Genomic DNA, 23,496 nt, shown 5'->3' on the forward strand with positions numbered 1-23,496 from the left:
TTTTCACCCCTTCCTTCCAGCGCGCAGGCAAACCTGGATAGGGTGTTGATCGCCAGCGAAAGAGATGATCCGCAACTGTGATTCAAGACAACGACGACGTGTCGATTGGGCAACGACTCCTGCCACCGCATGCGAGACCGTCCGTCGGGGTCCCCCGCGTCTCGCGTCTGGCCATCGAGCGTGTTGACGCACTCGCACGCCTCGACAGTGCAGCGTCCGAACCTATCTGCGTCGTCCATGCGCCAGCGGGTTACGGGAAAACAACATTGCTCGCACAGTGGGCGGAGAAGCGGACGACACGGCCGCGCTCCGAAGTGATCGTGTGGGTGACCGTGGACGACAGCTGCAACTCACGGATGACGTTCTGGCGCCGGACAACACAACTCATCGAGGAAGCCGCGGCCATAGTCGACATCGATATCCCGTCGGTCGATGCCGACGGCGACATTGCAACGTCGCTTCTCTCTCTCGTTCAGAATTGCATAGATGAACTTGACGCGCCCATCATGTTGATCGTCGATGCGTGGGAGAACATCGCGGACCCGACAATTTGTGATGATCTGCTCAGGCTGGTGCGCGGCTCTCTTCAACTATCCCTTGTCTGTGCGACACGACGCATCGATGCCGAATGGCTGACCACCGCTGCGCCACTCGGGTTGGGTGTGCTACGACGCGAGGACCTTGAATTCACTCAAGACGAGTATGCGAGGCTCGCCCGTCGCGCAGACGTTCCGCTCGAACCGAGAGAGGTCCGTTCAGCCGTCGCGACCAGTGCGGGATGGATCTTTGCCCTCAGGATCATGCTTGAAGAGAGCCGCGATCACCTCCACTTCGAATTGAGAGGCGATGAGACGTTCACCTCCGTACGCGATCGGCTTGTGCGCGAGATTGGCAGAATCCCGGGGCACGATTACCTTCTCAAAACCTCGGTTGCCGATTCGTTCACACCGGAGTTGGCGAAGTGGTTGGGCGCGGACCCTCAGGACGACCATATTCTGGATGTTGTCGAGAACCGCGGACTCGGGTCCTGGGAAGCGAGTGCCTCACCGGTGTTCCGGCTCCAGCCTGTACTCCGAGAGGGCCTGCTCGCTCGGCTGGACGACACCGAAACCAAGCGAGGATTCGGCCGACTCGCTCGCTGGTATGAGCAGAATGGTCGGCTCACACAAGCTTTCTTCAGTGCCCTTGACGCTGAAGATGCCGACCTCGCTGTGTCTCTCGCCCAACGAGCGTTCATCCCGATTACCGTCGCGCTCAATCGATCGCCCGAGAAGCTCACGACACAGCATCGGTCGTTCTTTGCTCGCGAGCCACTACTCAGCCTGCTCAACGGGATCTCGCACAACATCGTGGGGCATACGGCACGTGCTGTCCATTTGTTCTTAACCACCATCGCTCTCAGCGAGGCACGGCTCGTCGGCCATTACCGTAATCCAACTCCTCATCACGTGTGGATACAGGCAGCGCTCACTGCCGGGCTGCGCCTCGTCGGGCGATATGAACTCGTCGAACCCGCGTACCGCCGGTTCCGCCGCATGCTCGAGCGCGTCGCCGATCCCGCCGGAATTCTAGCTATATCTGACACGCTTTTCGCCTCCGAGAGCGCCATGACTCTCATCTATCTGGGTCGGCTTCGTGAAGCACGCCATGTGCTCGCAAGCGAGATACGCCCTCCAGGCGGAAAACAGACTCGCGCCATGTACTCACCAATCTGCATTGCCGCTTACGTGGATGCCGCTTCCGGAGAGATCTCGAATGCCGAAGCACTGATCGCTGAGCTGGAAAACGAAGGATTACCTCGCCACTTTGATCCGAGTTTCTACTCCGTTCCCCTCCACCTTGCGAAATCGCTTGCGCTTCTCGAAGAGGGATCTTTTGACGACGCCGCTGTCGAGCTCGATTTCTGTATGGTGCATTGGCAGACCATCGAGATGTGGCCGCTGCTACTCGACATCCGCGCCCGCATCGAATGGCAGCGGAGGGATCACCAGCACGCCCTCAAGACGCTCGATGACGGGATAGCGGACAAGCAGAATCATCCGCCCATCAGCCCCGACATGACAGCATTGCTCGACGGACTGCGCGCACGGCTCCTCGTCGCTCAGGGGAGCCTCTCGTCTGTCCGCTCGCTGATCTCTGCGCGGCGCGCGCGGTTGCGTCCCCAGCTCGCGATTCCTCGGGCTCTGGCGTTCCTAATCGGCGGCCAGCCAGACCGTGCGCTGGCCACGGTGAACTCGGTCTCTGATTCTGAACGTCTCACCGTCAAAGATCGAGCAGAACTTGGGCTGCTCGCAGCATCCGCTCATTTGCGCCTCGCACGCTCCGAGCGCGCCCAGCGCGCATTCAACGAGGTAGCAGAACTCGCACTCAACGCGGGTCTCCGGTCCGTCTTCACCCTCGTGCCGCACCGTGACGTGCGGTTACTCTCCGACGGGCATTCTCGCTCTGACCTGATCCAAGCGATCCTCGACGAATCGCACGAACTCTACCCGCCGCCGGGAACACCAGCGGACCTCACGGAGCGCGAGTATGTCGTCCTCCACCGCCTCGAGACCGAGGCCACGTTCATGGAAATCTCACGATCGCTGAACGTCTCCGTCAATACCATCAAGACACAGTCACGTGCGATCTACCGCAAACTTGCCGTTGCGAATCGCGCTGAAGCTGTCGCAGAGGGGCGACGTCGCGGCATCCTGTGACGAGCGTGAAGCACCGGCCTGCCCGATAGGATGGTGATGATCCGTCCGTCTGACGGATTCAACCCGCATACCCCTGGAGCAAGGTACCTGTGAGCACTCCTGAATCCATCGGCGCCGACACCGTTGAGAACGCCATCGCGACTCCGGACAAGGAGCAGCCCTACGCGACGCTGGGCTTGAAGTCCGATGAATACGCCGCGATCCGCGAGATCCTCGGTCGCCGCCCCACGTCAGGCGAGCTCGCCATGTACTCCGTCATGTGGAGCGAGCACTGCTCGTACAAGAGCTCGAAGAAGTACCTGCGCCAGTTCGGCCAGAAAGTGTCACCCGAGATGACGAAGAACCTCATGGTCGGCATGGGTGAGAACGCCGGCGTCGTCGACATCGGCGAGGGCTGGGCCGTCACATTCAAGGTCGAGAGCCACAACCACCCCAGCTACGTCGAGCCGTTCCAGGGCGCGGCGACCGGCGTCGGCGGCATCGTGCGCGACATCATCTCCATGGGCGCACGCCCCGTCGCCGTCATGGACCAGCTGCGGTTCGGCGCGCCAGACGACGCCGACACCGCGCGCGTGGTGCACGGCGTCACGAGCGGCATCTCGTTCTACGGCAACTGCCTCGGCCTGCCCAACATCGGCGGTGAAACCTACTTCGACCCGGTGTATCAGGGCAACCCGCTCGTCAACGCCCTCTCGGTCGGCGTGCTCCGCCACGAGGATCTGCACCTGGCCAACGCCACGGGAGTCGGCAACAAGGTCGTACTCTTCGGCGCTCGCACGGGAGGCGACGGCATCGGCGGAGCATCCATTCTGGCCTCCGATTCCTTCGACGACGGTGGACCGACCAAGCGACCCGCTGTGCAGGTCGGCGACCCGTTCGCCGAGAAGGTGCTCATAGAGTGCTGCCTCGAGATGTTCCGCGACGAACTTGTCGAGGGAATTCAGGATCTGGGTGCCGCCGGCATCTCGTGTGCCACGAGCGAGCTGGCTGCAAACGGTGATGGTGGCATGTTCATCGAACTCGACGGCGTGCTGCTTCGCGACCCGACGCTCACGGCCGAAGAGATTCTCATGTCGGAGTCTCAAGAGCGCATGATGGCCGTCGTGGCCCCCGAGAAGCTCGATGCGTTCCTCGCCGTCGCAGCCAAGTGGGACGTCGAGACGAGCGTCCTCGGCGAGGTCACAGACACCGGGCGTCTCGTGATCAACTGGCACGGTCACGAGATCGTCAACGTGGACCCGTCGACCGTCGCTGTCGACGGTCCCGTGTACGATCGGCCCGTCGCCTACCCGACCTGGATCGATTCCCTGCAGGCCGACACGGCGAGCGCGCTCGAGCGCAGCTCTGACCCGGCGGTCCTGCGCGAGCAGACTCTTGCCCTTCTCGGCTCAGCAAACCTCGCCGACAAGAGCTGGATCACCGATCAATACGACTATTACGTTCTCGGCAACACCGCGCTGTCATTCCCCGATGATGCGGGAATGATTCGCGTCGACGAAGAGTCCGGTCTCGGATTCTCCATCGCCACGGATGCGAACGGCCGGTACTGCCAGCTCGACCCGCGGGCGGGCGCACAGCTCGCACTCGCCGAGGCATACCGCAACGTCGCCGTCAGCGGCTCCATTCCCGCCGCCGTCACCGACTGCCTCAACTTCGGCAGTCCCGAGAACCCCGAGGTGATGTGGCAGTTCTCTGAGGCCATCGAAGGGCTCTCCGATGCCTGCCTGGAGCTCGGGATCCCCGTCACAGGCGGCAACGTGTCGTTCTACAACCAGACGGGCGACACCCCGATCTTCCCGACGCCCGTCGTCGGCGTGCTCGGCGTGATCGACGACGTCGCCAAGCGCGTGCCGAGCGGCTGGCAAGACGAAGGCGACAACATCTACCTGCTCGGCACCACGCGCACGGAGCTCTCCGGTTCCGCGTGGGCGGGCACCGTGCACGGTCACCTCGGCGGACGCCCGCCCAAGGTCGACCTGCAGCGCGAGAGAGATCTCGCCGCGCTTCTGCACGCGGGATCACAGCAGTCGCTGCTCGCCTCCGCCCACGACCTCTCTGACGGCGGCCTCGCCCAAGCGCTCGCCGAATCGGTTCTGCGCTTCGGCGTCGGAGCACGCGTGTGGCTCGGCGAGATCATGGAGCGAGACGGTGTGGATGCCGCATCCGCGCTGTTCTCAGAGTCGACGGGACGGGTGCTCGTCTCGGTGCCGCGCGAAGACGACGTGAAGTTCCGGGGCCTGTGCGAAGGTCGTGGCTACCCGGTGCTGCGCATCGGCGTCACGGATGGCACCGGCGAGAGCGCCGCGCTTGAGGTGCAGGACTACTTCACGGCCTCGGTCGCCGAGCTGCGCGAGACGCACGAGACACCGCTGCGCTCACGCTTCGCCTAAGTCAGGTAGGGCCCGGCCACACTGCCGGGCACAGCAGAAAACGATCAGTCTGAGTCGGAGTCGACGCTGTAGCAGAGGTGCACAAAGTTGCCGTACCGCTTGACCTCGACGAGCTCGAGGTCGCCCGGATCGGTGTCACGCGGGAAGAGAGGCGCCCCGCCGGCGAGAAGTGACGGCGCGATCGACACCTGGATCTCATCAAGAGCTCCGATGTCGAAGAACTGACCGACGAGATCACCACCACCAACAAGCCAGACGTCACGACCGGATGCTGCCCGCACAATGTCATCCAGATGATCGTCGACGTCGCCGGCCACGAGTCGCACATCGGCGCCCTCGGGGATGGGGAGGTCACGGCTCGTGAACACGTATGTGGGGTGGTCGCCGAAGAACGAAGACCACTTTTCCGGATGCTCGAGAAGCTGCGTCGACTCCAACACCCACTCGTACGTCGTGGCTCCCTCGACGATCACCCCGACGTCGTTCATGAAAGCGCCGTGGTCCGGAGCCTCACCCGATTCGACGGCGAAGAGCCATTCGAGAGAGTTCTCCTCGTCGGCGATGAAGCCGTTCAGCGACGTCGCCGTGTTGTAGACAATGCGTGTCATGTCCCTCACGGTATTGCAGCAATTCCATTCGTGGCGGAGACACGCGTCTGATCACAGCATCCTGGCTCGTTTGCTTGCTTTCTCGCCCGGGAGCGGATGTAGGCTCGGGGAATCGGACGGCGCACGCCGCCCATCGAACCGGAGGGGGAACGGTTTCGAATCGCTCCCCGAAAGGAGCGATACCGATGTCACCACAGTCAACGCCGTATACGAAGAAGGCGTACGGACTCTCCATCGCCGCCGCGGTCGGAGGATTCCTCTTCGGGTTCGATTCCTCTGTGATCAACGGTGCCGTTGACGCCGTCGATCACACATTCTCTCTCGGCCCCGCACTCACCGGCGTCATCGTCGCTGTCGCCCTGCTCGGCTGCGCACTCGGCGCGTGGATCGGCGGAGGGATCGCCGACCGGTACGGACGCCTGCGTGTCATCTTCATCGGCGGCATCCTGTTTCTGGTCAGCTCGGTGGGGGCCGGTCTCACAATCGGTCCCTGGGATCTGCTTCTCTGGCGCGTCCTCGGCGGCATCGGCATCGGCATCGCCTCGGTCGTGACTCCGGCGTATATCGCCGAGATCTCGCCGCGCCAGATTCGCGGCACGCTCGCCTCGTATCAGCAGCTCGCCATCACGCTCGGCATTTTCGCCGCACTGCTGAGCGATGCCATGCTCGCAACGTCGGCAGGCGGCGCGTCTGAGCAGCTGTGGGTCGGACTCGCGGCCTGGCGGTGGATGTTCCTCGTCGGCGCTGTGCCCGCGCTCGTGTACATCGTGCTGTCGTTCACACTTCCCGAGTCTCCCCGCTATCTTCTGGCGAAGAAGCGCGTCGATGAAGCGCGCGCCATCTTCAAGACCCTCGTCATCGAGTCCGAAGTCGAACGCAACATCAACGACATCAACAAAGCGATCGAGGCAGACGAGAAGAACACCGGTGCCTCCTTGCGCGGCTCCGTTCTGGGCCTCCAGGGAGTCGTCTGGGTGGGGATCATCCTCTCCGTCTTCCAGCAGTTCGTCGGCATCAACGTGATCTTCTACTACTCGACGAGCCTGTGGAAGGCCGTGGGCTTCACGGAGGAGTCGTCGCTGCTCGTCAGCGTCATCACCTCGGTCACGAACGTCGTACTCACGTTCGTCGCGATCTTCCTCGTCGACCGCGTCGGCCGGCGCCCGATCCTGCTGAGCGGCTCGATCCTGATGACGATCGCACTCGGCACGATGGCCCTCGCCTTCAGCTTCGCATCGAAGAGCGGCGACGATGTCAGCCTTCCGGGAGCCTGGGGCCCGATCGCGCTCATCGCGGCGAACCTCTTCGTCATCGGCTTCGCCGCCTCGTGGGGTCCGCTCGTCTGGGTGCTTCTCGGCGAGATCTTCCCGCCGAAGATCCGCGGAAAGGCCCTGGGGGTCGCGGCCGCCGCGCAGTGGCTCGCGAACTTCGCGATCACCGTGACGTTCCCGTCAATGTCTGCCTGGTCGCTGCCGCTCACCTACGGAATGTACGCGGTCTTCGCTGCACTGTCGTTTGTGTTCGTGCTGGCCAAGGTGCCCGAGACCAAGGGAATGGAGCTGGAGCAGGCCGAGACTCTGTTCACGAAGTAGCTGGCGTCCACGCGGTACCGCCGAGGCTCAGGACGAGCCCACGGATCACGTAGCTGCGTCAGGCGACGTCGGCTCCGAGAAGAGCGCTACGACGCTCGCGATCACAGTGTGCAGCTCTGAGTCAGACTCAGCCGGAACATCCGACCCGGCCAGCAGGCCACGCACCGTGACGTCCTTGTACGCTGTCGTGATGATGCGGACGGCGACGATCGGGTCAACGATGAACCTCTGCCCGAAGCCGAGAAGGGTCCGTTCGAGCACCTCGGCGAGCTGGGTCTGCATCGCCGTCTCGTGCTCGACGAGATAGCGGCCGAACTCGACGTTTCGCAGCGCATACGCGCGGAACTCAGCCTCTATCACACACCACTGCCGGTCGTCGCCCTGGAGCGCCAGAAAGTCGGCGACGATGCCGGTGATCACGTCCACGCGGTCCGTCGTGGAGAGAGCGGCCAGCTTCTGTCCGTCAAAGGAGGGAAGGACCGTGTCGAGCCCCACCTGCACCTGTTCCATACGACGATCGTTCTCGCGTTCGGCGAGTGCGACAAAGAGCTCACTTTTGCTCTCGAAGTTCGAATAGAACGCGCCGCGCGTGAACCCGGCGCGCTCGGCGATGAGCTCGACGGGCGCCGCATCGACGCCGACGTCCGCGAAGACATCGTAGGCAGCGTCGAGTAGACGATCTCGCGTCTTCTGCCGCCGGGCTGACGCCGCTTCAACCGGTGGATTCGCCATCCTGATACCTTCCTGAATTCACTTTGCAATACACGAGTGTATCGAATACATTCGTGTATCGGATACATTCCTGTATCGATTTCTGGAGAACCGTGTCTTCCTTCCTCTATTCCCTGGGCCGTGCCATGCACGGTGCCCGCAAAACCGTCATCGGCGTCTGGGTTCTTCTGCTTGCACTGCTCGGTGCTGGTGCTCTGCTGTTCAGCCAGGATATGGACAACAGCATCTCAATTCCAGGCACCGAATCGCAGGAGGCGCTCGACTCCCTGAGCGCCACATTCCCGCAGGTGAGCGGATCCAGCGCGCAGATCATCGTTGTCGCTCCCGACGGCGGATCGGTAACGGATGCCGGTGTCGAAGACCCGGTCGAGTCCGCGGTCGATGCGCTCGGCGACATCGACCACGTCGACACGGTGACCTCTCCTTTCGACGACACGGTCTCCGGCAGCATCAACGACGACGGAAACGCCGCGTTGATCCAGGTTCAACTGGACGGCAGCACGTTCGAGATTCCCGAATCCACAAAAACTAGCCTTGAGGATGCTGTCAGCGACCTGCAGTCCGATCTGCCCAGTGGTGCTGTCGCCTCGCTCGGCGGTGAGCTGTTCAGCCAGGAGATGCCGACGCTCAGCATCGTCGAAGGCCTCGGTGTGGCCGTCGCGCTCGTCGTGCTGATCGTGACCTTCGGCTCGTTCCTGGCCGCCGGGATGCCGCTGATTACGGCGATCGTCGGCGTCGGAGCATCCATGTCTCTGATCCTCGGCGCCACAGCGTTCACCTCGATCACCTCCACGACGCCCATGCTGGCGCTCATGCTGGGGCTCGCCGTCGGCATCGACTATGCCCTGTTCATCATTTCCCGCCACCGAGATCAGCTGCGCGACGGCCTCGATGTCGCGGAGTCCATCTCCCGCGCGGTCGCGACGGCGGGCTCCGCTGTCGTGTTCGCGGGCCTCACGGTCATCATCGCACTGCTCGGCCTCGGCGTGGCGGGCATCCCGTTCCTCACGGTCATGGGTGTCGCTGCGGCGCTCGGCGTCGGCATCGCCGTCATCGTCTCTCTCACGCTGCTGCCTGCCCTCCTCGCCGTCTCCGGTGAACGACTGCGCCCGAAGCGCAAGAAGTCCGCACGCGATGACGGTCCCGCCACGGCTCGGCCCAACAGATTCTTCCTCGGCTGGGTGCGCACCGTCACGAAACGTCCGCTCATCACGATCATCGCCGTCGTCGGCATCCTGGGCGTTGCATCGGTTCCCGCGCTCGGACTCAAGCTGGCCCTGCCCGACGCTGGCGGTCTGCCGGAAGACAACTCGGCACGCCAGACGTACGACCTGGTGTCTGAGAACTTCGGCGAGGGCTACAACGGGATGCTGATCGTCACCGGCCCGATCATCACGAGCACGGATCCGCTGGGGCTCATGGAAGACATCGGCGACGAGATTTCTGAGCTCGATGGCGTCGCCTCCGTTCCGCTCGCCACGCCCAACGAGACGGCCGATACGGGAATCGTGCAGGTCGTCCCCGAGCACGGCCCCGACTCGGACGAGACGAAGGCGCTCGTTCACGAGATCCGAGCGCTGCACGATCACTTCCTCGACGAATACGACGTCGACCTGTCGGTGACCGGATTCACCGCCGTCGGCATCGATGTCTCGGCAAAGCTCGGCCAGGCGCTGCTGCCGTTCGGCCTGCTCGTCGTCGGCCTCTCGCTCGTACTGCTCACGATGGTCTTCCGCTCGGTTGCCGTGCCCATCAAGGCGACGCTCGGGTACCTCCTCTCCGTCGGCGCGTCCTTCGGCGCCGTGACACTGGTGTTCGGTGACGGCGTGTTCGCCGAGGCTCTCGGCGTCGCCCGGACGGGGCCGGTCATCAGCTTCCTCCCGATCATCCTCATGGGCGTGCTCTTCGGGCTCGCGATGGACTACGAGGTGTTCCTCGTCTCGCGCATCCGTGAGGACTACGTGCATGGCAAGAGCGCCCGCCGGGCGATCGAGACGGGCTTCACCTCGTCGGCGAAGGTCGTCACGGCGGCGGGTGTCATCATGATCGCCGTGTTCGCGGCATTCGTGCCCAGTGAAGACGTCAATCTGAAGCCGATCGCCCTGGGGCTAGCCGTCGGTGTCTTCGTCGACGCGTTCATCGTGCGCATGACGCTTGTGCCCGCCGTGCTCGCACTTCTGGGCGACAAGGCGTGGTGGATGCCTCGGTGGCTCGACCGCGTACTGCCGTCGTTCGACGTCGAAGGCGAAGGGCTCGCGCGTGAGCTCGAGCTTGCCGAGTGGCCGGCTCCCGACGCCGACCTCGCTGTCGCGGCAGACGATCTTTCGCTCACCGTCAAGGGCGAAGAGATTCTGCGGCCCACCAGCATGCGCATCGCCTCCGGCACGGTTCACGCCGTCCGCGGCGACAGCGCACGTGCCGTCACGGCAACGCTGCTCGCGATCACCGGTCGCCTGCCAAACGCGTCCGGAACGATCAAGGTGAACAGCCTCGTGATCCCGTCACGTGCATCGGCGGTGCGCCGCACGGCCGGATACATCTCTCTCAGCGCCTCGGCGCAGCCGATCACCGATGTGCAGACCGCCCTGGCCGAGAAGCCGCGGCTGATCGCCATCGACGGTTTCGACCACGTGACCGAGCCTGCCCAACGCGAACGGCTTATCGCACAGATCGCGAACGCACGGTCGGGCCGAGATGCGCCGACCATCGTGCTGGGCTGCGGCGCAGCATCCGATCTCGATTTCATCGACGACGACACCTGCGTCGACGACCTTTCCTCTCGCTCTCTCGTCTCGGAGGCATCCGTATGAGCAACCCCTTCTCGACAATCGAACGCACTGACGGATCGAAACGTGTGCGGCCCCTGACGCTTGTGGGTCTGCTGCTCGTGCCGTTCATGATCGCCGGTCTTCTCGTCTGGGCGCTGTGGAACCCGAGCGACCGCCTCGACTCGGTCAAGGCGGCGATCGTCAACAACGATGAGCCTGTCGAGGTGAACGGTCAGACCGTTCCGCTGGGGCGTCAGTTGGGTGCCGGCCTCGTCGGAAGCGACGATGAAGACACCAACTACACGTGGGAGGTCACGGACGCCGATGGCGCGAGTGACGGCCTGAAGGACGGGACGTACGCGGCGGTCGTCACGATTCCCGAGAACTTCTCTGAGGCGGCGACGTCAACAGCGGGGGATGCTGACAAAGCTGAGCAGGCCGTGATCGATGTCACGACGAGCGACAAAGCGCGACTCATCGACGATGCGATCAGCCAGGCTGTCACGACGACGGCAGCAGATGTTCTCGGCACGAACCTGACGACGAACTATCTCGACAACGTCTTCCTTGGCTTCAACACGCTGCACGACCAGCTGGGAACGGCGGCCGATGGTGCCAGTGACCTTGCCGACGGGACGACGGAGCTGTCGGACGGCATGAGTCAGGCGGCGGACGGCGCGAGTGAGCTTGCAGACAACTCGGACGATCTCGTGACGGGGGCCGAGGGCCTTGCCGATGGCGCATCGGGGATCGCGGATGGCGCGAGCGATCTGTCCTCGGGGGCCAGTGATCTTGCCGACGGCGCAGCTCAGTCTGCGGAGGGCGCGGCGGGACTTGCCAACGGTGCGAGCGGTCTGAGTGCCGGCTTGCAAGGCCTCGTTGATGGACTCAACGCGCTGAAGGCACAGAGCGCTGAGCTCCCCGGACAGACACAAGACCTGGCCGATGGCGCCAATGCTATGTCGGCTGGAGTCAACGAAGTCACATCGATGCTGACCGATCAAATGGCTCCCCTCGCTACGAAATGTACAGACGGGGATGCTGAGGCATGCCAGACGCTTGCAGCGACGGTCACCGCCACGGCGACCGCGGACGAAGACGGAAGCGGCACCGCTGATGTGACAGAACTCGGTTCTGCCGCCACTCAGATCTCTGGTGGCCTGACGAAGTTCAACGACAACATCGGAGATCTCACCGGTGGAATTACGAAGCTGGCAGACGGCGCCGCCGCCTCGCAGTCGGGCGCCAGCAAGCTCTCGTCCGGTGCCACGAGCCTGTCTGCCGGCCTTGAGAAACTCTCGGGCGGCGCCTCACAACTTGCGGGCGGTGCCGGCCAGCTCGGCTCCGGCGCAGAACAGCTCTCGACCGGTGCCACCCAGTACGCGACGGGTATCGAGCAGTACACCGGCGGCGTCGTCTCACTGAGCGAGGCGATGACGAAGCTCGGCGACGGCACGGCCGAACTGAGCGATGGCGCGGGCTCCCTCGCCGACGGGCTTGACCAAGCCGTCGATCAGATCCCCAACTACAGCGACTCAGAACGCAGCTCGCTCGCCGACGTGGTTGCCGACCCGGTCTCCACAGACGACAGCGAGAACGCCGGATTCTCCTTCGGCTCCGGCGGCGTTCCGCTCTACGCGGTGATCGCCCTGTGGCTCGGTGCTCTCGCCACGTTCTTCCTGCTGCGCGCAACTCCGCGCTCGGCCCTCGGATCCACGCGCTCGTCGTTCGCCCTCATGCTGCGCTCGGCACTGCCGGGACTCATCCTCGGTGTCGTACAGGGCGTCCTCGTCTCGATCGTCGTCAGCATCGCACAGGGATTGAGCGTCACCGAGGGTCTCGGCTTCGCCGGCATAGCCGCACTCATCGGAGCATCCTTTGCCGCCGTCAACCAGTCGCTGGTCGCCGTACTCGGCGGAACCGGACGCTTCCTCTCGATGATCGTCGGCGTACTCGCCCTCGCCACGGGGGTCATCTCGACAGTTCCCGGCATGCTCGATCAGATATTCGGGATGCTGCCGGTCAGCCCAGCACGAGATGCACTGAGCGCCATGCTCATCGGCACTCCGGGAATGGGCGCGGCGATCGTGGCCCTCGCGGTCTGGCTGCTCGGCAGCGTCGCGATCACGACGCTCAGCATCGCACTGAAACGCACAGTCTCGGCCCGAAGGCTCGTGGCCGCTGCACCGGCCTGATGGCAGCGCCACGCCCACACTCGGCTGTGATTCCGTGTGGCATCAGGCATGACAAAGGGCCCGGCTCCGGTAAACAATACCGGGCCGGGCCCTGGCAGTTCAGGTTTCGGCTGAACCGAGGATTCGACTAATGCCGAATCAAATTCCGGTGGCGTCGAAGTCGCCGACGCTGCTGGACTTCTGACGCAGCGACGTCCCCATCTCATTGATGCCGTTGATCGCCTGGTCAATACCGGAGTTCAGCTCACGGTAGCCCTCACCGAAACGCTCCGATGCGACCTCGGTGACGAAGCCCTCTCCGAGAAGGTCCTCGACCTTGCCCAGAAGCGTCGTCAGCTCACCTCGGAGGTTCTCTGCGCCCGTGTCGAGTGCGCCGGCCGTAGCCTCAACCTGTTCGTGACTAAAGTGAAAAGCCATTCTGGCAACTCCTTCTCGTTATTTTCAACGTCTGGCACCCAGTTAACCGTGCGGGCGCAATCCTGCCAATGGGGAGGAGTCCCCACATGCGGCCTAATCTAAGGGTCTGACGATCTCGCGCAGCATCGAAACTGCCGCTTCGGTCGTAATTTGTCCGCTGTCATGCAGCTGTCTCACGCCCTCGCTCGTGCGGCGGCGAAGATCGTCTACATCGAGGCTGTCTCGCTTACTCAAAATCTTCACAATGTGCTCGCCGAGCGCGGCATCGAATTCCCGACCTTCAGGCGTATCACCGTGTAACGCCTGGATCAGAGTCTGTCGTTTCCTCGTCCACAAGAAAAGGGCGATGTATCCCACAGCGGTGACTGCAGCGCAGACAACTCCAACGGTTGCTCCAGGCACGAACCAGTAACCGTAGTTCGAAACATGAATGCTCAGCATCACAGCACCAAGCGCGTACAGCAGCCCGTAGACGATGAACAAACCCGCTGCGTAGGGAAGGGAGCGAGGCGCGCTCCGCTTTTCGACAACACCGTTCGCGAGCAGCGATGCAATACCGAGAAGTCCGATGATCACCGTCGGCACTCCGATGTCGAGAAAATAGTCGTCGAGATCGCTCACGGAGCTCGGAAGGAAAAACACCCCGACGGCGACTGTGAACAGGATCATGACGGTCACCAAGGCGATCTTCTTCGGCCTATTCGCGTCTTTGCGCGCAATCGACATTCGACGATCGAGGTCGCCCTGAAGAACGTTGATAATTTTGCGCTCCGACTTGCCAGCAACGGGTGCCCGAAGCGCTGTGAGAAGTTGGGTTGGAGATGACCACGACGGCATGGCCTGCGCGTATCCGAGGGCGATTCCGTCGCTATCCAACGTCGACGCAACGTTCGCGGACCCCGGAACCTGCCGAAGAATCTCCTGCCAATCTGAACGGACGTCGTTCATAAGCTCCTTCTAATCGGCGGCCAGACTACCAGCTAGCGCTACGGCGTCGTCGAAAACCACACCAATCATGTGAGCACGCAGATCAACGATATCCACGATAACCAGCACATCATCTTCGACTCGTGCGAGTCGCAGGCTTCCAGCGACTTTCGCCTCGTCCCCCTCAACCTTGAGGGGGATCGTGTGAGCCACGCTCACAATACGTTTGTCTGAGACTGACTCGTGTTCGACAACCTGGGGCGCAGAGTACTCACGAGCATCACCGATCAACAGTTCCTCGACAGACGAGACCCCGTCATATTCCATGACGTAGCTGTGCGCGACCGTCTCCGTCCCGAACTCGCGGGGAAAGTACCAGAACTTGCGCGAGGCCAGCCGATGGCCGACCTGCACGACGACACGTGCCGCTCGCTCTGTATGATCGCGCAACTCGTCTTCCCCAGGAAGCCCGTCAGTCGCTTGAAACGTAATCCCGTTCACCCATTGTTCGGCTGTACGAAATGGGCCGAAAGGAAACTGCACGGGGACTTCGATCCACGCGTCGTCATCAAAGTCGCTGAGAGATTCGCTCTCGGTCGTCATGATCTCTGTACCCATCTGAACGTACCGGCAATGGCATCGAAAAGTTCGCTGACGATGCCAATAAGCTCGCTCTTCTCTTCTCCAGGCGGCACGAGCAAGGTCGCACTCAGCATCAGCGGCGCACGCCCTGTAGCCTTTGGTGCTTCAAAGAGGTGGTGAATAGTCAGAGCACCGACCCCGAAATCACCCTCGGACGACGTCGACTGCTGCTCCTCCCACCGCCAGATGGCAAGTCCGTTCTCTGAACTCTCCTCAAGCTCAAAGCGCTTTGTCAATCGATTTCGAAAATCGTCAAGTTGATGCGCACCGCTGATCGGTGCGGGCAGGACCACCATGGACGCCGGAAGGAAAGTGCCCTCGACTGGTTTGATCGGAAGATGAATCGAGGAGGCGCGACGCTTTTTCATATCCACGAACAGCCGGTGCGTCAGCGCCCGGTAATACATGTAGTCTTTTGCCTGTCCGCGCGGCTGAAACACCTGCTTGAGGCTGTCGACGAATGTCCTCTCCGCTTCCGCGTCGACGGCAAAGCGCTTCCAACCCGGCGGAAAGAGCAGCGAGTACGTTATAGTCGAGCGACGTTTCTCGGGGACGTCGTTCTTCAGTTCGGTTCTCAGGTCAGTGTCTGCGCCGCCCTCACGGTGCGCCGCATGCCCATCAGTATCCGGCATTGGCTTCGTTATACGGTCTGTTGGTCACATAATTTTCGACGGTGTCTCTGGTGGTGTTGTAGTAGCCGTTTATCGTCGAGGCATTGTCGATCGCTTCCCCTACGTTTTGCGGGTTGGTCAAGTTGTATACGTGATCGGTCAAGCGGTTCATGGGCGTGGGCGCTACAGGCACACGGCTTCCCTCGTCTATCACCCCTGTGAGAGGGTTTCGCGTGGGCAACGATCGCGGGCTCGGACCTGCCAGGGTACTGCGCCACGCGCCGCTAGCCTCTTGAACCGTCTGCCGACCAGAACCTCTGCCGAATGCGCGCATTCCTCCGGTGAAACTCTCACGGCCTGCTCCCCGAGCAGCCGAGTAAGCACTGCGTCCTCGTCCAAGAACACGGGTCATTCGTCCGAACGGAAGGATTCCGACGGCGCCGACAATGACATCTCCCCATGACCCTTCCCCTTGAGAAAGGTCGTAGATATCGCTGGCCAACTGGACGACCGCGACAACAGTCGTGATAATCAGAATCGCGCCGGCGATCGGGCCTGAGACGAAGAGCGCAACGACAGCCAGGACGATGCAGATCGCATTCAAGATCTTCATCAGGTCAGCAAACCAGCCGTCGTTGTTGTCGGCCTCGGTGATCGCCGTCTCAATACCGTTGACAGCCTCGTCGTAACCTTCTTCCCACGTGGCGAAGTGAGCATCATACTCCGCCCACAATCCGTCAAGCGTCGACCGCGCAGTGCTGAGGGTTGATTCGGCGTCATCGAGGTCACTCTGCGCCGCGGCTTTCTCAGCATCCGTGGCTTCTTCCTCCCAGAACCACGTCGTGTTGTTGTCAGAGACTGCGCTCTGAGCGTCGCTCTGAGTCTCGACAGCCGTCGACACGCTCGTCTGAGCGGTCTGGATTTCTTCGATGAGCGGATCCATGTTGCGTTTCGCGGCTCGCAGAACGTCTGCGTACGCAACAAGCGCGTTGCCCGTCCCGCTGTATCGCGTAGCCGCCTGGCTGAGCTCGCCATGAATCTCGGACGCAGACTCGCGGATCTTATCGACCGCTTCACTAATCTGTGTCGTTCCCTGGCCAATCTGCTCCAGATAACCCGCCGTCTTCTCCATGCTCTCGCCTAGATCACGCAGATACGCGCCACGCACATCAATCGTGTCAGCGTCGCCCTCCGAAGGCATGAGCTCATTACCCTTCGGAGAGAGGTTGCCCAAGTAATCCATGGGGTGAAATCACTTCCTTCGTTCGAGATCAGACTAAATACTGGCCGGGTGGAAGACTATTGTCCGGCGCGGGATTCGAGAGGGCCTGACGCTCTTGCGTATCGAGCTGGGAGCCCAGGTTCCCGTCGTAGTCGTAATACGCCTCGATGATGCCGTGCAGATGCTCTCTCAACTTGCCGAGGGCATCAGAGAGCTCTTGCCGATTGTCATTCCAATCCTTCTCGAAGTCCCGCACTTTGTCTGCCAGGGCTCTTCGGTTATACGGCGTCCCCACCTCGTCAGCGACATCTTTGTTCCTGTCCGCTACCTCAGCAAAGTCGGTAATCGCAATTCTCAAGCCGTTATCAACGACCTCGAGATCCTGCATGTTAAGCCATATCTTGCCAACCATTAATGCGTCACCCCTCCGCAAGCTTGTGGTCGAACTCGCCAGATTTCTCAGCAATTGTGCGAAGCCCCGTCGCCATGTCAGCGAGACCGCCTAGCGCCTGAACGAGGCCAGACGACAGGTTCCGGTATCCCTCTCCGAATCGTTCGGACGCGACTTCCGTCACGAACCCCACGCCGAGGAGCTCTTCGACCTCGCGCAGCAGATCATCGACCGTGGTCACCATCGACTCGCCCCCGTCTTCGAGCACCTTGGCGGTGGCGTCCATCTCGCCGAAGTCCATGTGAAATAGCCCCATGACGTGAGCGCTCCCCTCTCAGTTCTCGCACGCGGTTCTGTCTATACGGTAGCCAAGTTGAAGCTCTGTAGCGATGGGGACTACTCCCCGAACGTTATTGATCACGGCACGACAAGCGGGACCTGCACCCGCAGGACCTGACCGTTCTGAACCATGAACCCGCGACCTTCCGGCGACTCATGACGCGCTACGCGCGGGAACGGCGCCTTAAAAATCGTGTCGCCGTCGTGTGTGTCCGGTTTCAGAATAATTCCGGCACGACCTGCCTTCATCTCCCCGATGAGACCAATTCCCGACGACAAGTTAGCGACGTCCGCCTCGGTGATCAGCACATGATCGCTGCGGTTGACCTTCTTCGCGAGCTCCGCGAGCGGTTTATCAGCTGCCGATCCGCTGAACTGCGTAAGATTCTCGACAACGATGACCAATGTGTCCGTGATCTCTTCGTCACTGACGATCTCCGTGAGCTCTTTCACAAGCTCGACGACATCGTCCGAGCGCACAGCGCTCCGCGTCCACTCCATGTCATCGGCGAGCTTTGCGCGCCGACCGGCGATGTGGAAAAGCTTTGCGCTCGGATCCCACGCCTTGATCGTTCGCGATAGCGCTCGAAGCGTGTTCGTTTTGCCGCTTCGTGGGGGCCCACCGATGAGGAATGTTCCGATCGGCTCGAATCCACACGGAGCCAGCGTCTCCTCCGAAACTCCCGCGACCGGGAGATCATTGACAGCTTCCGGCATGTCGCCAATCGGCGCTTCCTTCGGCAGCGCGCCGACCTCAGGAGCCTTGCTGACTCCTCGAGCCTCCAGATCCGTGGCCAGCGATTCGGTCGCCCGAGTCTGCTCAGACACGTTCGCTGTCCCGCCGATCACGGCCAGTTGCGTCTCGTAGCCGTCGATGACGGCACGTCCCGGAGGCGAGCTTTCGTCGAGCACGTCTTTCGGCGCGCCCAGGAGCTGATACGAGGCCGGGTCGGGCAGCCGCAGAACGGTGCGGCGCTGAATCGCCGCCGTCACGGCACTCGGGACGCTCCCGCTCCGATCGGCCGTCAGCACGACGTGCATCCCCAGCGGGCGGCCTTCGCCGAGAAGCCGGATGAATGCGTTATAGAGCGGCGCACGTGCGAGCGTGGTCTCGTACTCCGACCGGAAACCACCGAAGCCGTCGAGCAGCACGAGGATTCGGGGCTCACCGGGGACGCCCGCGAGTTCTCGGTATTCGGAGATGCTGCCGGCGTTAACGTTCGAGAACTCCTCTGACCGGCGATTGAGTTCACCGCGCAGCATCTTCAGGAGGCGGGAGATGCGCTCGTAATCGTCTCCCGGCACAACGGATCCGACATGCGGCAGCGCCTCGATCGAGCGCAGCGCCCCGGTGCCGAAATCCATACCGTACACATGGACGGGTCCGCCTTGATCGCCGAGTACCGAGCTGATGGCGAACGTACGCAGCAGGGCTGTCTTGCCCGTTCCCCCCGTGCCATAGATCGCCATATGCCCATCGCGGTCGGGGTAGAAGTAGCTCGGCTCCTGTGCCTGCTTCTCCGGTCGATCACTGACCCCTAAGACGAGCGCCTCATCGGAACGATGAGAGAGCTCCAGCAGATCATAGGTTGCCGGCAGATCGTCGAGCCACGGTCGGCGCGGGGCCGGTATGTTCTGGTCCTTTGCCGCTGATACAAACGTCGCGACCATTCGTGCCTGATCGTTGGGGCCCAAATCCTCCTCTTCTTCATGCGCGTCGTTCTCGACGTCCGATTCCCACGGGGTGAGCGTTCCGAAGTGGAATTCGGCGACATCCACGACACTTTGTTCCGGCTCGTCTGACGTCCATCCGCCGGCATAGCCCGATTGGAAGGGGATCAGCCGGCCCGGTCCAGTCTTGGCGATCCCACGCCCCGGAATGGTCGGGTCGAACGTTCCCGCGATGGGGTCGCCGACGACGTCTTTCGAGTCGCTCTCATCGGCCATGCGCAGGGCAACACGCAGGTTCGTGTTGGCGCGAAGGTTGTCTTTGATGACGCCAGCGGGTCGCTGGGTCGCCATGATCAGATGGATGCCGAGGGAACGGCCCCGCTGCGCAATGTCGACGACTCCGTCGACGAACTCGGGAACTTCTCCGGCCAGTGCGGCGAACTCATCGATCACCAGCACGAGGGCGGGTGGGCACTCGGGGTCACCCCGCTTCTCGAGTTCCAGGAGGTCCTTAGCCTTCTTCCGATTCAGCACATGCTCGCGATAGTGCAATTCAGCACGCAGGCTCGTCAACGCTCGACGCACAAGGTGCGGGCTGAGGTCGGTGACCAGTCCCACGCAGTGGGGCAGGTTGACGCATTCTGCGAACGCGGAACCGCCCTTGTAATCGACGAAGAGAAACGTCACGCGGTCGGGGCTGTATTCCGCAGCCATCCCCAGCACCCAGGCCTGCAGGAACTCTGACTTACCCGATCCAGTCGTTCCGCCCACCAGGGCGTGCGGACCCTGAACGCGAAGATCAAGGTGCATGGCGTCCGGAGACCCCTGCCCGATGAGGGCACGCAACGTGCCCGCTCGCTTCCGCCGAACGGGGGCAGAGCCACTGCGATCGATGATCGACGCGTTCTGACTCCAGCGCTCGATGGCCGCCTGCGGGTCGTCGGCCAAGTCGGTTCCTGTCAGGCTCAGCAGTGACACGCTGCGCGGCAGATCGCTCGAATCGGCGATCACCGCACCCGCATCGACAACAGGAGCCAGTCTCCGTGCCAGCACCGTCGCATAGTGCTGAGAGACGCCCTCGACATCCACGTCGTCGACTGTGCGCCCCTGCCGAACGAAGCTGACCTGCGCGTGGTGAAGACCGCTCGCCACGTCCACGACCGTGCGACAGGCCGCGGGGAGAGCCTCAATGGTCGGGGCCATCCAGATCGCGTAGATTCTCGCTTCCGCAGCCCTCTCGATCAGCTGCACGAGACGCGCGCGGTCGACGTCGACATCGTTATCGATGAACATGATGAGAACCGGAGTCTCGGGCTCGAAATCCGACGCCAGCTTGTCGTCGCCGACCATCGTGCCGCGATGCGCGGCCGATTCTTCATCCGCGTGAGCACCACGGGCGACATCGCTGCTTCGCATGTCGCCAATCCTCTCCGCAACGAGCCCCTCGAGCGCGTTGAGCAGCGCCGTTCCCGTTGCCGGGTTGTCCGCAAGAGGAAAGTCCCCCAGCGGATTGTGCGGAGACGTCGTATGCGGCATCCATTTGAGCCATTCGAACTCACTCGCAATCCCCGTGCTCGTCAGCGCGGCGAACGTCACTTCAGAGGGAGAATGCAGGCCCGCGAGCTGCACACCGAGTGCCCGCACGGTGTCGCAGACGGCGTTTGTCGCTCCGCAGATGCCCAGGGCACCAGCGACGTGGGGATTCTCAACGACCGGCACATGCGCAATCTGCTCAAATCGTGATTGAAGAGTCTTCAGACGAACCCGGTAGTCCTCGATGCCGCCCTCTTTCTCGAGGTCCCCAACGGTCAATCGTCTCGGCATGGGCCCGATTCCGAGCCGCAGGTCAAGAAAGTTCCAGTGCTCCGGCCGACGCGTCCACAGCATCGGGCCAAGCTGCTGCGCCTCGTCGAAGATCTCGGCGACCGATGGGCTCTCTCGCAGTCGGGTCAGGCGTTCCTGAGGCTCTTCGTCCACCAGCCGATCTTCCATGGCTTCGAGCTGAAGTTCGAAGTCGAAGATCTCTTTCTGCTGCTTCTTCGATGTGCGGGAACTCTGCATCAAGAAGTTCCCCATCATCATCATGGGTGCCATGGCGATGAACCCGAGAGTCATGGGATTTTTTGTCATCGCAAACATGAATCCGCCCATGAGCACGGGTGCGATCATCATGATCCAGGGGAATGGGCGGGGTTCCTTTTCCTTCGGCACCTCAGGCGCCGGCATCTCCTCGCCGAGATAACGCACTTCCACTCTCGGCGAGCGGTTGAAGGCAAGAAGCCCGCCGCGCTCGATGATCGCACGCTCACCAGCATCCGTGTCGTTGAGCGGGGTTACGGAGATCACGGTGTCTCCGAGCGTCGCTTGACGGCCCTCGGTCATGCGCAGACGTGGAACGAGCCCGCCATCGACAAGGATGCCGTTTGCGGAGTTGAGATCGACGATCTCGGTTCCGGCCGCCGTGATCTCAATGCGCGCGTGCTTCTTTGACACCATCGGATCGTTGATTGTGACCGTGGCGTCTGGATCTCGCCCGATCGTCCCGCTGCCTTCAGCAAGGAGAGTCTCGCGACCAGCATCCGGCCCGCTCAGAATCGTGAGAACGGCCGCCGCAGTTTCGTCCGTGCGCGTTGCGGAATCGACGATGGCGACGTCGAATCCCGAGCCCAGCGCGGCCTCGCCGATCGGGCTGCCGGGATCAAGAGTCACGCGCTGACTGCCGTCGGGCGACGACGCAGCCAACGTCACGTCTTCGCCCGCCCAGGGGGCCAACGCGAGGTTGGGGTCATCGTGGAGGAACGTGCGCGCGACGTCACCGACGGTCGCCGTTGAATCTGCTGTGACGACAACGTCTGACGTTGAGCCGTTCTCGCGGCGAAGGACGAGCTTCAGCTTCATGACCGCACTCCCTTCACGAGAACTCGGAATTCACAGTCGCCGCACTTGACCACGCTGCCGCTCAACCACGTCGGCACGAACGGTGCGACGGGGTGCTCGCTGCCATCCGGATGCACGACGACTGTTCCGTTCGACGAGCCGCGGTCCTCCACCCAGACGCCACCGTCTGCGGCGCCGAAGAGGGCGTGTGTCTTCGACATCGAATGCGACGGGTCATTCACAGCGACAAGGTTCACGCGTTCGCCCTCCTGCGCCTCGGGATTGCGCCCGACAATCGCCGGTGCCTCGGTGATGCCGATCGAGACGCCCGCCCCTTCAACGACATATTCGAGTGCCTCAGTCTGGGGCACCGGTCCATCAGACGCTTCTTCGTGTGCGGGTGCGGGCGTGGGTTCCGGAATCGGAGCAGGAGCAGGCGCTGAGGCGGAGACCGTCGCTTCTGAAATCGAGGATGCTGGCGGAGCGGACTCCGCCACGGCGGGCGCTGGAACGCTGGGCACCGGAGGCTCGGGCGCCGGACGAGCGCCGGGAGCCCACTCTTCGCGGCTGTCACCGGGCGGGAGGATCGGGTTCTCGCCGACGACGCTTAGGCGTGAGCGCTCGCCCGGAGCAAAGTGGCTGTCGGCAGCTGCGGAGTCCAGGGCCGGCAGATCGGTCTCCACGACGCGCTCGGGGCGGGCGATCCGACGTTCCGCTCGGCGCAGGGCCTTGAGATCCATGGGGTTAAGCCCGAGACGGATATCGATGACTCGGCTCTTCGACACTCTGTCGAGCCAGCCGATGCCTCGGTCGCTCCACAGCGATGAGCTGAGAAACACCGCCGGTCCGAGCAGCGGAAGCACGACGTTGGCCGCCTGCAGAATGAGTGTGCGCAGCACGATGCGCCAGAACCCGGGCTTGCGCATCTTCACGACGCTCACTGACCGGATGCCAGCGAGCGCCCTGCCGATCGTGACCCCTTTCAGCCCGTGGAGTCCAACCTCGACGAGGATGAAGATCCAGCCGAGAAGCATGCCGCCGAGCATGACGATGCTCAGGAGCAGGAAGTTCGGCTGCTTCGTGAGCACCTCGATGCCGGGCCGCGCCCAGTTCGCATCGGCGATCAAGAACCACGCGGCGGTGAACCCGGGCGACGCAACGATCAGATAGCAGACGATGTCCATGAGGTAAGCCATGGAGCGTCGACCGGCCGATGCTGCGACGACGCCGAGTTGGTCAGCACTGAGCAGAGCCTCGGCATACTCCTCACGACGACGCGCGCGTTCCGCCGCTTTCTCTGCTACCGGATCCCTCAATGTCTGCACTCGCTGCTCGGCCTCGCGCCGAGCGCGCCGTCCATCCGCAACCGTCACTCATTCCTCCCCGGCACCGCACACGGACCCATCATGCGTCGC

General features: G+C 62.7%; 16 protein-coding genes. 5 read left to right on the forward strand and 11 right to left on the reverse strand.

Features of this window, described 5'->3' with window-relative positions:
- Positions 1-77 precede the first annotated feature (77 nt).
- Both OK352_RS11945 and purL read left to right on the forward strand, forming a co-directional pair.
- Positions 78-2,699, forward strand: a complete 2,622-nt coding sequence (locus tag OK352_RS11945; protein WP_265141711.1) for a LuxR C-terminal-related transcriptional regulator — start codon at positions 78-80, stop codon at positions 2,697-2,699.
- 89 nt (positions 2,700-2,788) lie between these two features.
- Positions 2,789-5,089: a phosphoribosylformylglycinamidine synthase subunit PurL gene (gene purL / locus OK352_RS11950; protein ID WP_265141712.1), complete on the forward strand. Its 2,301-nt coding sequence runs from the start codon at positions 2,789-2,791 to the stop codon at positions 5,087-5,089.
- Between the two features lie 44 nt (positions 5,090-5,133).
- Here the strand turns inward: purL and OK352_RS11955 are convergent, their stop codons facing one another.
- Entirely contained in the window at positions 5,134-5,697 is a 564-nt protein-coding gene (locus tag OK352_RS11955) for a dihydrofolate reductase family protein (protein ID WP_265141713.1), read from the reverse strand.
- A gap of 74 nt (positions 5,698-5,771) precedes the next feature.
- Here OK352_RS11955 and OK352_RS11960 point away from each other — a divergent pair, with 74 nt between their 5' ends.
- A complete protein-coding gene (locus tag OK352_RS11960) occupies positions 5,772-7,289 on the forward strand; it encodes a sugar porter family MFS transporter (protein ID WP_372338104.1) in 1,518 nt (505 codons plus the stop codon).
- A gap of 45 nt (positions 7,290-7,334) precedes the next feature.
- On the opposite strand, the gene OK352_RS11965 is transcribed toward OK352_RS11960, so the two are convergent.
- Positions 7,335-8,021, reverse strand: coding sequence for a TetR/AcrR family transcriptional regulator (locus OK352_RS11965; protein WP_265141714.1), 687 nt, complete (start codon positions 8,019-8,021; stop codon positions 7,335-7,337).
- A 92-nt stretch (positions 8,022-8,113) separates the two neighbouring features.
- Here OK352_RS11965 and OK352_RS11970 point away from each other — a divergent pair, with 92 nt between their 5' ends.
- Together OK352_RS11970 and OK352_RS11975 are read left to right on the forward strand one after the other, a co-directional pair.
- Entirely contained in the window at positions 8,114-10,831 is a 2,718-nt protein-coding gene (locus OK352_RS11970) for an MMPL family transporter (protein ID WP_265141715.1), read from the forward strand.
- A complete protein-coding gene (locus OK352_RS11975) occupies positions 10,828-12,984 on the forward strand; it encodes a YhgE/Pip domain-containing protein (protein WP_265141716.1) in 2,157 nt (718 codons plus the stop codon). The genes OK352_RS11970 and OK352_RS11975 overlap by 4 nt, the downstream gene beginning before the upstream one ends.
- Positions 12,985-13,122: 138 nt before the next feature.
- Here the strand turns inward: OK352_RS11975 and OK352_RS11980 are convergent, their stop codons facing one another.
- The 9 genes from OK352_RS11980 to OK352_RS12020 all read right to left on the reverse strand — a co-directional run bounded on the left by OK352_RS11980 (position 13,123) and on the right by OK352_RS12020 (position 23,454).
- On the reverse strand, positions 13,123-13,401 hold the full coding sequence (locus OK352_RS11980) for a WXG100 family type VII secretion target (protein ID WP_265141717.1): 279 nt from the start codon (positions 13,399-13,401) through the stop codon (positions 13,123-13,125).
- Positions 13,402-13,494: 93 nt separating this feature from the next.
- Entirely contained in the window at positions 13,495-14,349 is an 855-nt protein-coding gene (locus OK352_RS11985; RefSeq protein ID WP_265141718.1) for a hypothetical protein, read from the reverse strand.
- Positions 14,350-14,358: 9 nt separating this feature from the next.
- A complete protein-coding gene (locus OK352_RS11990; RefSeq protein ID WP_265141719.1) occupies positions 14,359-14,931 on the reverse strand; it encodes a hypothetical protein in 573 nt (190 codons plus the stop codon).
- Positions 14,928-15,410, reverse strand: a complete 483-nt coding sequence (locus tag OK352_RS11995; protein ID WP_265141720.1) for a hypothetical protein — start codon at positions 15,408-15,410, stop codon at positions 14,928-14,930. Before OK352_RS11995 ends, OK352_RS11990 begins: the two co-directional genes overlap by 4 nt.
- A 178-nt stretch (positions 15,411-15,588) precedes the next feature.
- Positions 15,589-16,782 carry a hypothetical protein gene (locus tag OK352_RS12000; RefSeq protein ID WP_265141721.1) on the reverse strand — a complete coding sequence of 398 codons (1,194 nt, stop codon included), beginning with the start codon at positions 16,780-16,782 and terminating at the stop codon, positions 15,589-15,591.
- Positions 16,783-16,852: 70 nt separating this feature from the next.
- Positions 16,853-17,215, reverse strand: a complete 363-nt coding sequence (locus OK352_RS12005) for a hypothetical protein (RefSeq protein WP_265141722.1) — start codon at positions 17,213-17,215, stop codon at positions 16,853-16,855.
- Positions 17,216-17,222: 7 nt separating this feature from the next.
- Positions 17,223-17,510: a WXG100 family type VII secretion target gene (locus tag OK352_RS12010; protein WP_265141723.1), complete on the reverse strand. Its 288-nt coding sequence runs from the start codon at positions 17,508-17,510 to the stop codon at positions 17,223-17,225.
- Positions 17,511-17,611: 101 nt separating this feature from the next.
- The gene (locus tag OK352_RS12015; protein WP_265141724.1) at positions 17,612-22,102 is read right to left on the reverse strand and encodes an FtsK/SpoIIIE domain-containing protein; all 4,491 of its coding nucleotides are present in this window, start codon (positions 22,100-22,102) and stop codon (positions 17,612-17,614) included.
- Entirely contained in the window at positions 22,099-23,454 is a 1,356-nt protein-coding gene (locus OK352_RS12020) for an RDD family protein (RefSeq protein ID WP_265141725.1), read from the reverse strand. The genes OK352_RS12015 and OK352_RS12020 overlap by 4 nt, the downstream gene beginning before the upstream one ends.
- Between the last annotated feature and the right edge of the window lie 42 nt (positions 23,455-23,496).

The organism is Microbacterium sp. MPKO10 (genome assembly GCF_026107415.2).
Lineage (GTDB): Bacteria > Actinomycetota > Actinomycetes > Actinomycetales > Microbacteriaceae > Paramicrobacterium.

Bases quoted from the DNA above. Each gene is read 5' to 3' on its own strand.
- OK352_RS11980 (WP_265141717.1), bottom strand. From the start codon at position 13,401: ATGGCTTTTCACTTTAGTCACGAACAGGTTGAGGCTACGGCCGGCGCA.
- OK352_RS12010 (WP_265141723.1), bottom strand. From the start codon at position 17,510: ATGGGGCTATTTCACATGGACTTCGGCGAGATGGACGCCACCGCCAAG.
- OK352_RS11955 (WP_265141713.1), bottom strand. From the start codon at position 5,697: ATGACACGCATTGTCTACAACACGGCGACGTCGCTGAACGGCTTCATC.
- OK352_RS12015 (WP_265141724.1), bottom strand. From the start codon at position 22,102: ATGAAGCTGAAGCTCGTCCTTCGCCGCGAGAACGGCTCAACGTCAGAC.
- OK352_RS11985 (WP_265141718.1), bottom strand. From the start codon at position 14,349: ATGAACGACGTCCGTTCAGATTGGCAGGAGATTCTTCGGCAGGTTCCG.
- OK352_RS12005 (WP_265141722.1), bottom strand. From the start codon at position 17,215: ATGGTTGGCAAGATATGGCTTAACATGCAGGATCTCGAGGTCGTTGAT.
- OK352_RS12000 (WP_265141721.1), bottom strand. From the start codon at position 16,782: ATGCCTTCGGAGGGCGACGCTGACACGATTGATGTGCGTGGCGCGTAT.
- OK352_RS11975 (WP_265141716.1), top strand. From the start codon at position 10,828: ATGAGCAACCCCTTCTCGACAATCGAACGCACTGACGGATCGAAACGT.
- OK352_RS11965 (WP_265141714.1), bottom strand. From the start codon at position 8,021: ATGGCGAATCCACCGGTTGAAGCGGCGTCAGCCCGGCGGCAGAAGACG.
- OK352_RS11990 (WP_265141719.1), bottom strand. From the start codon at position 14,931: ATGACGACCGAGAGCGAATCTCTCAGCGACTTTGATGACGACGCGTGG.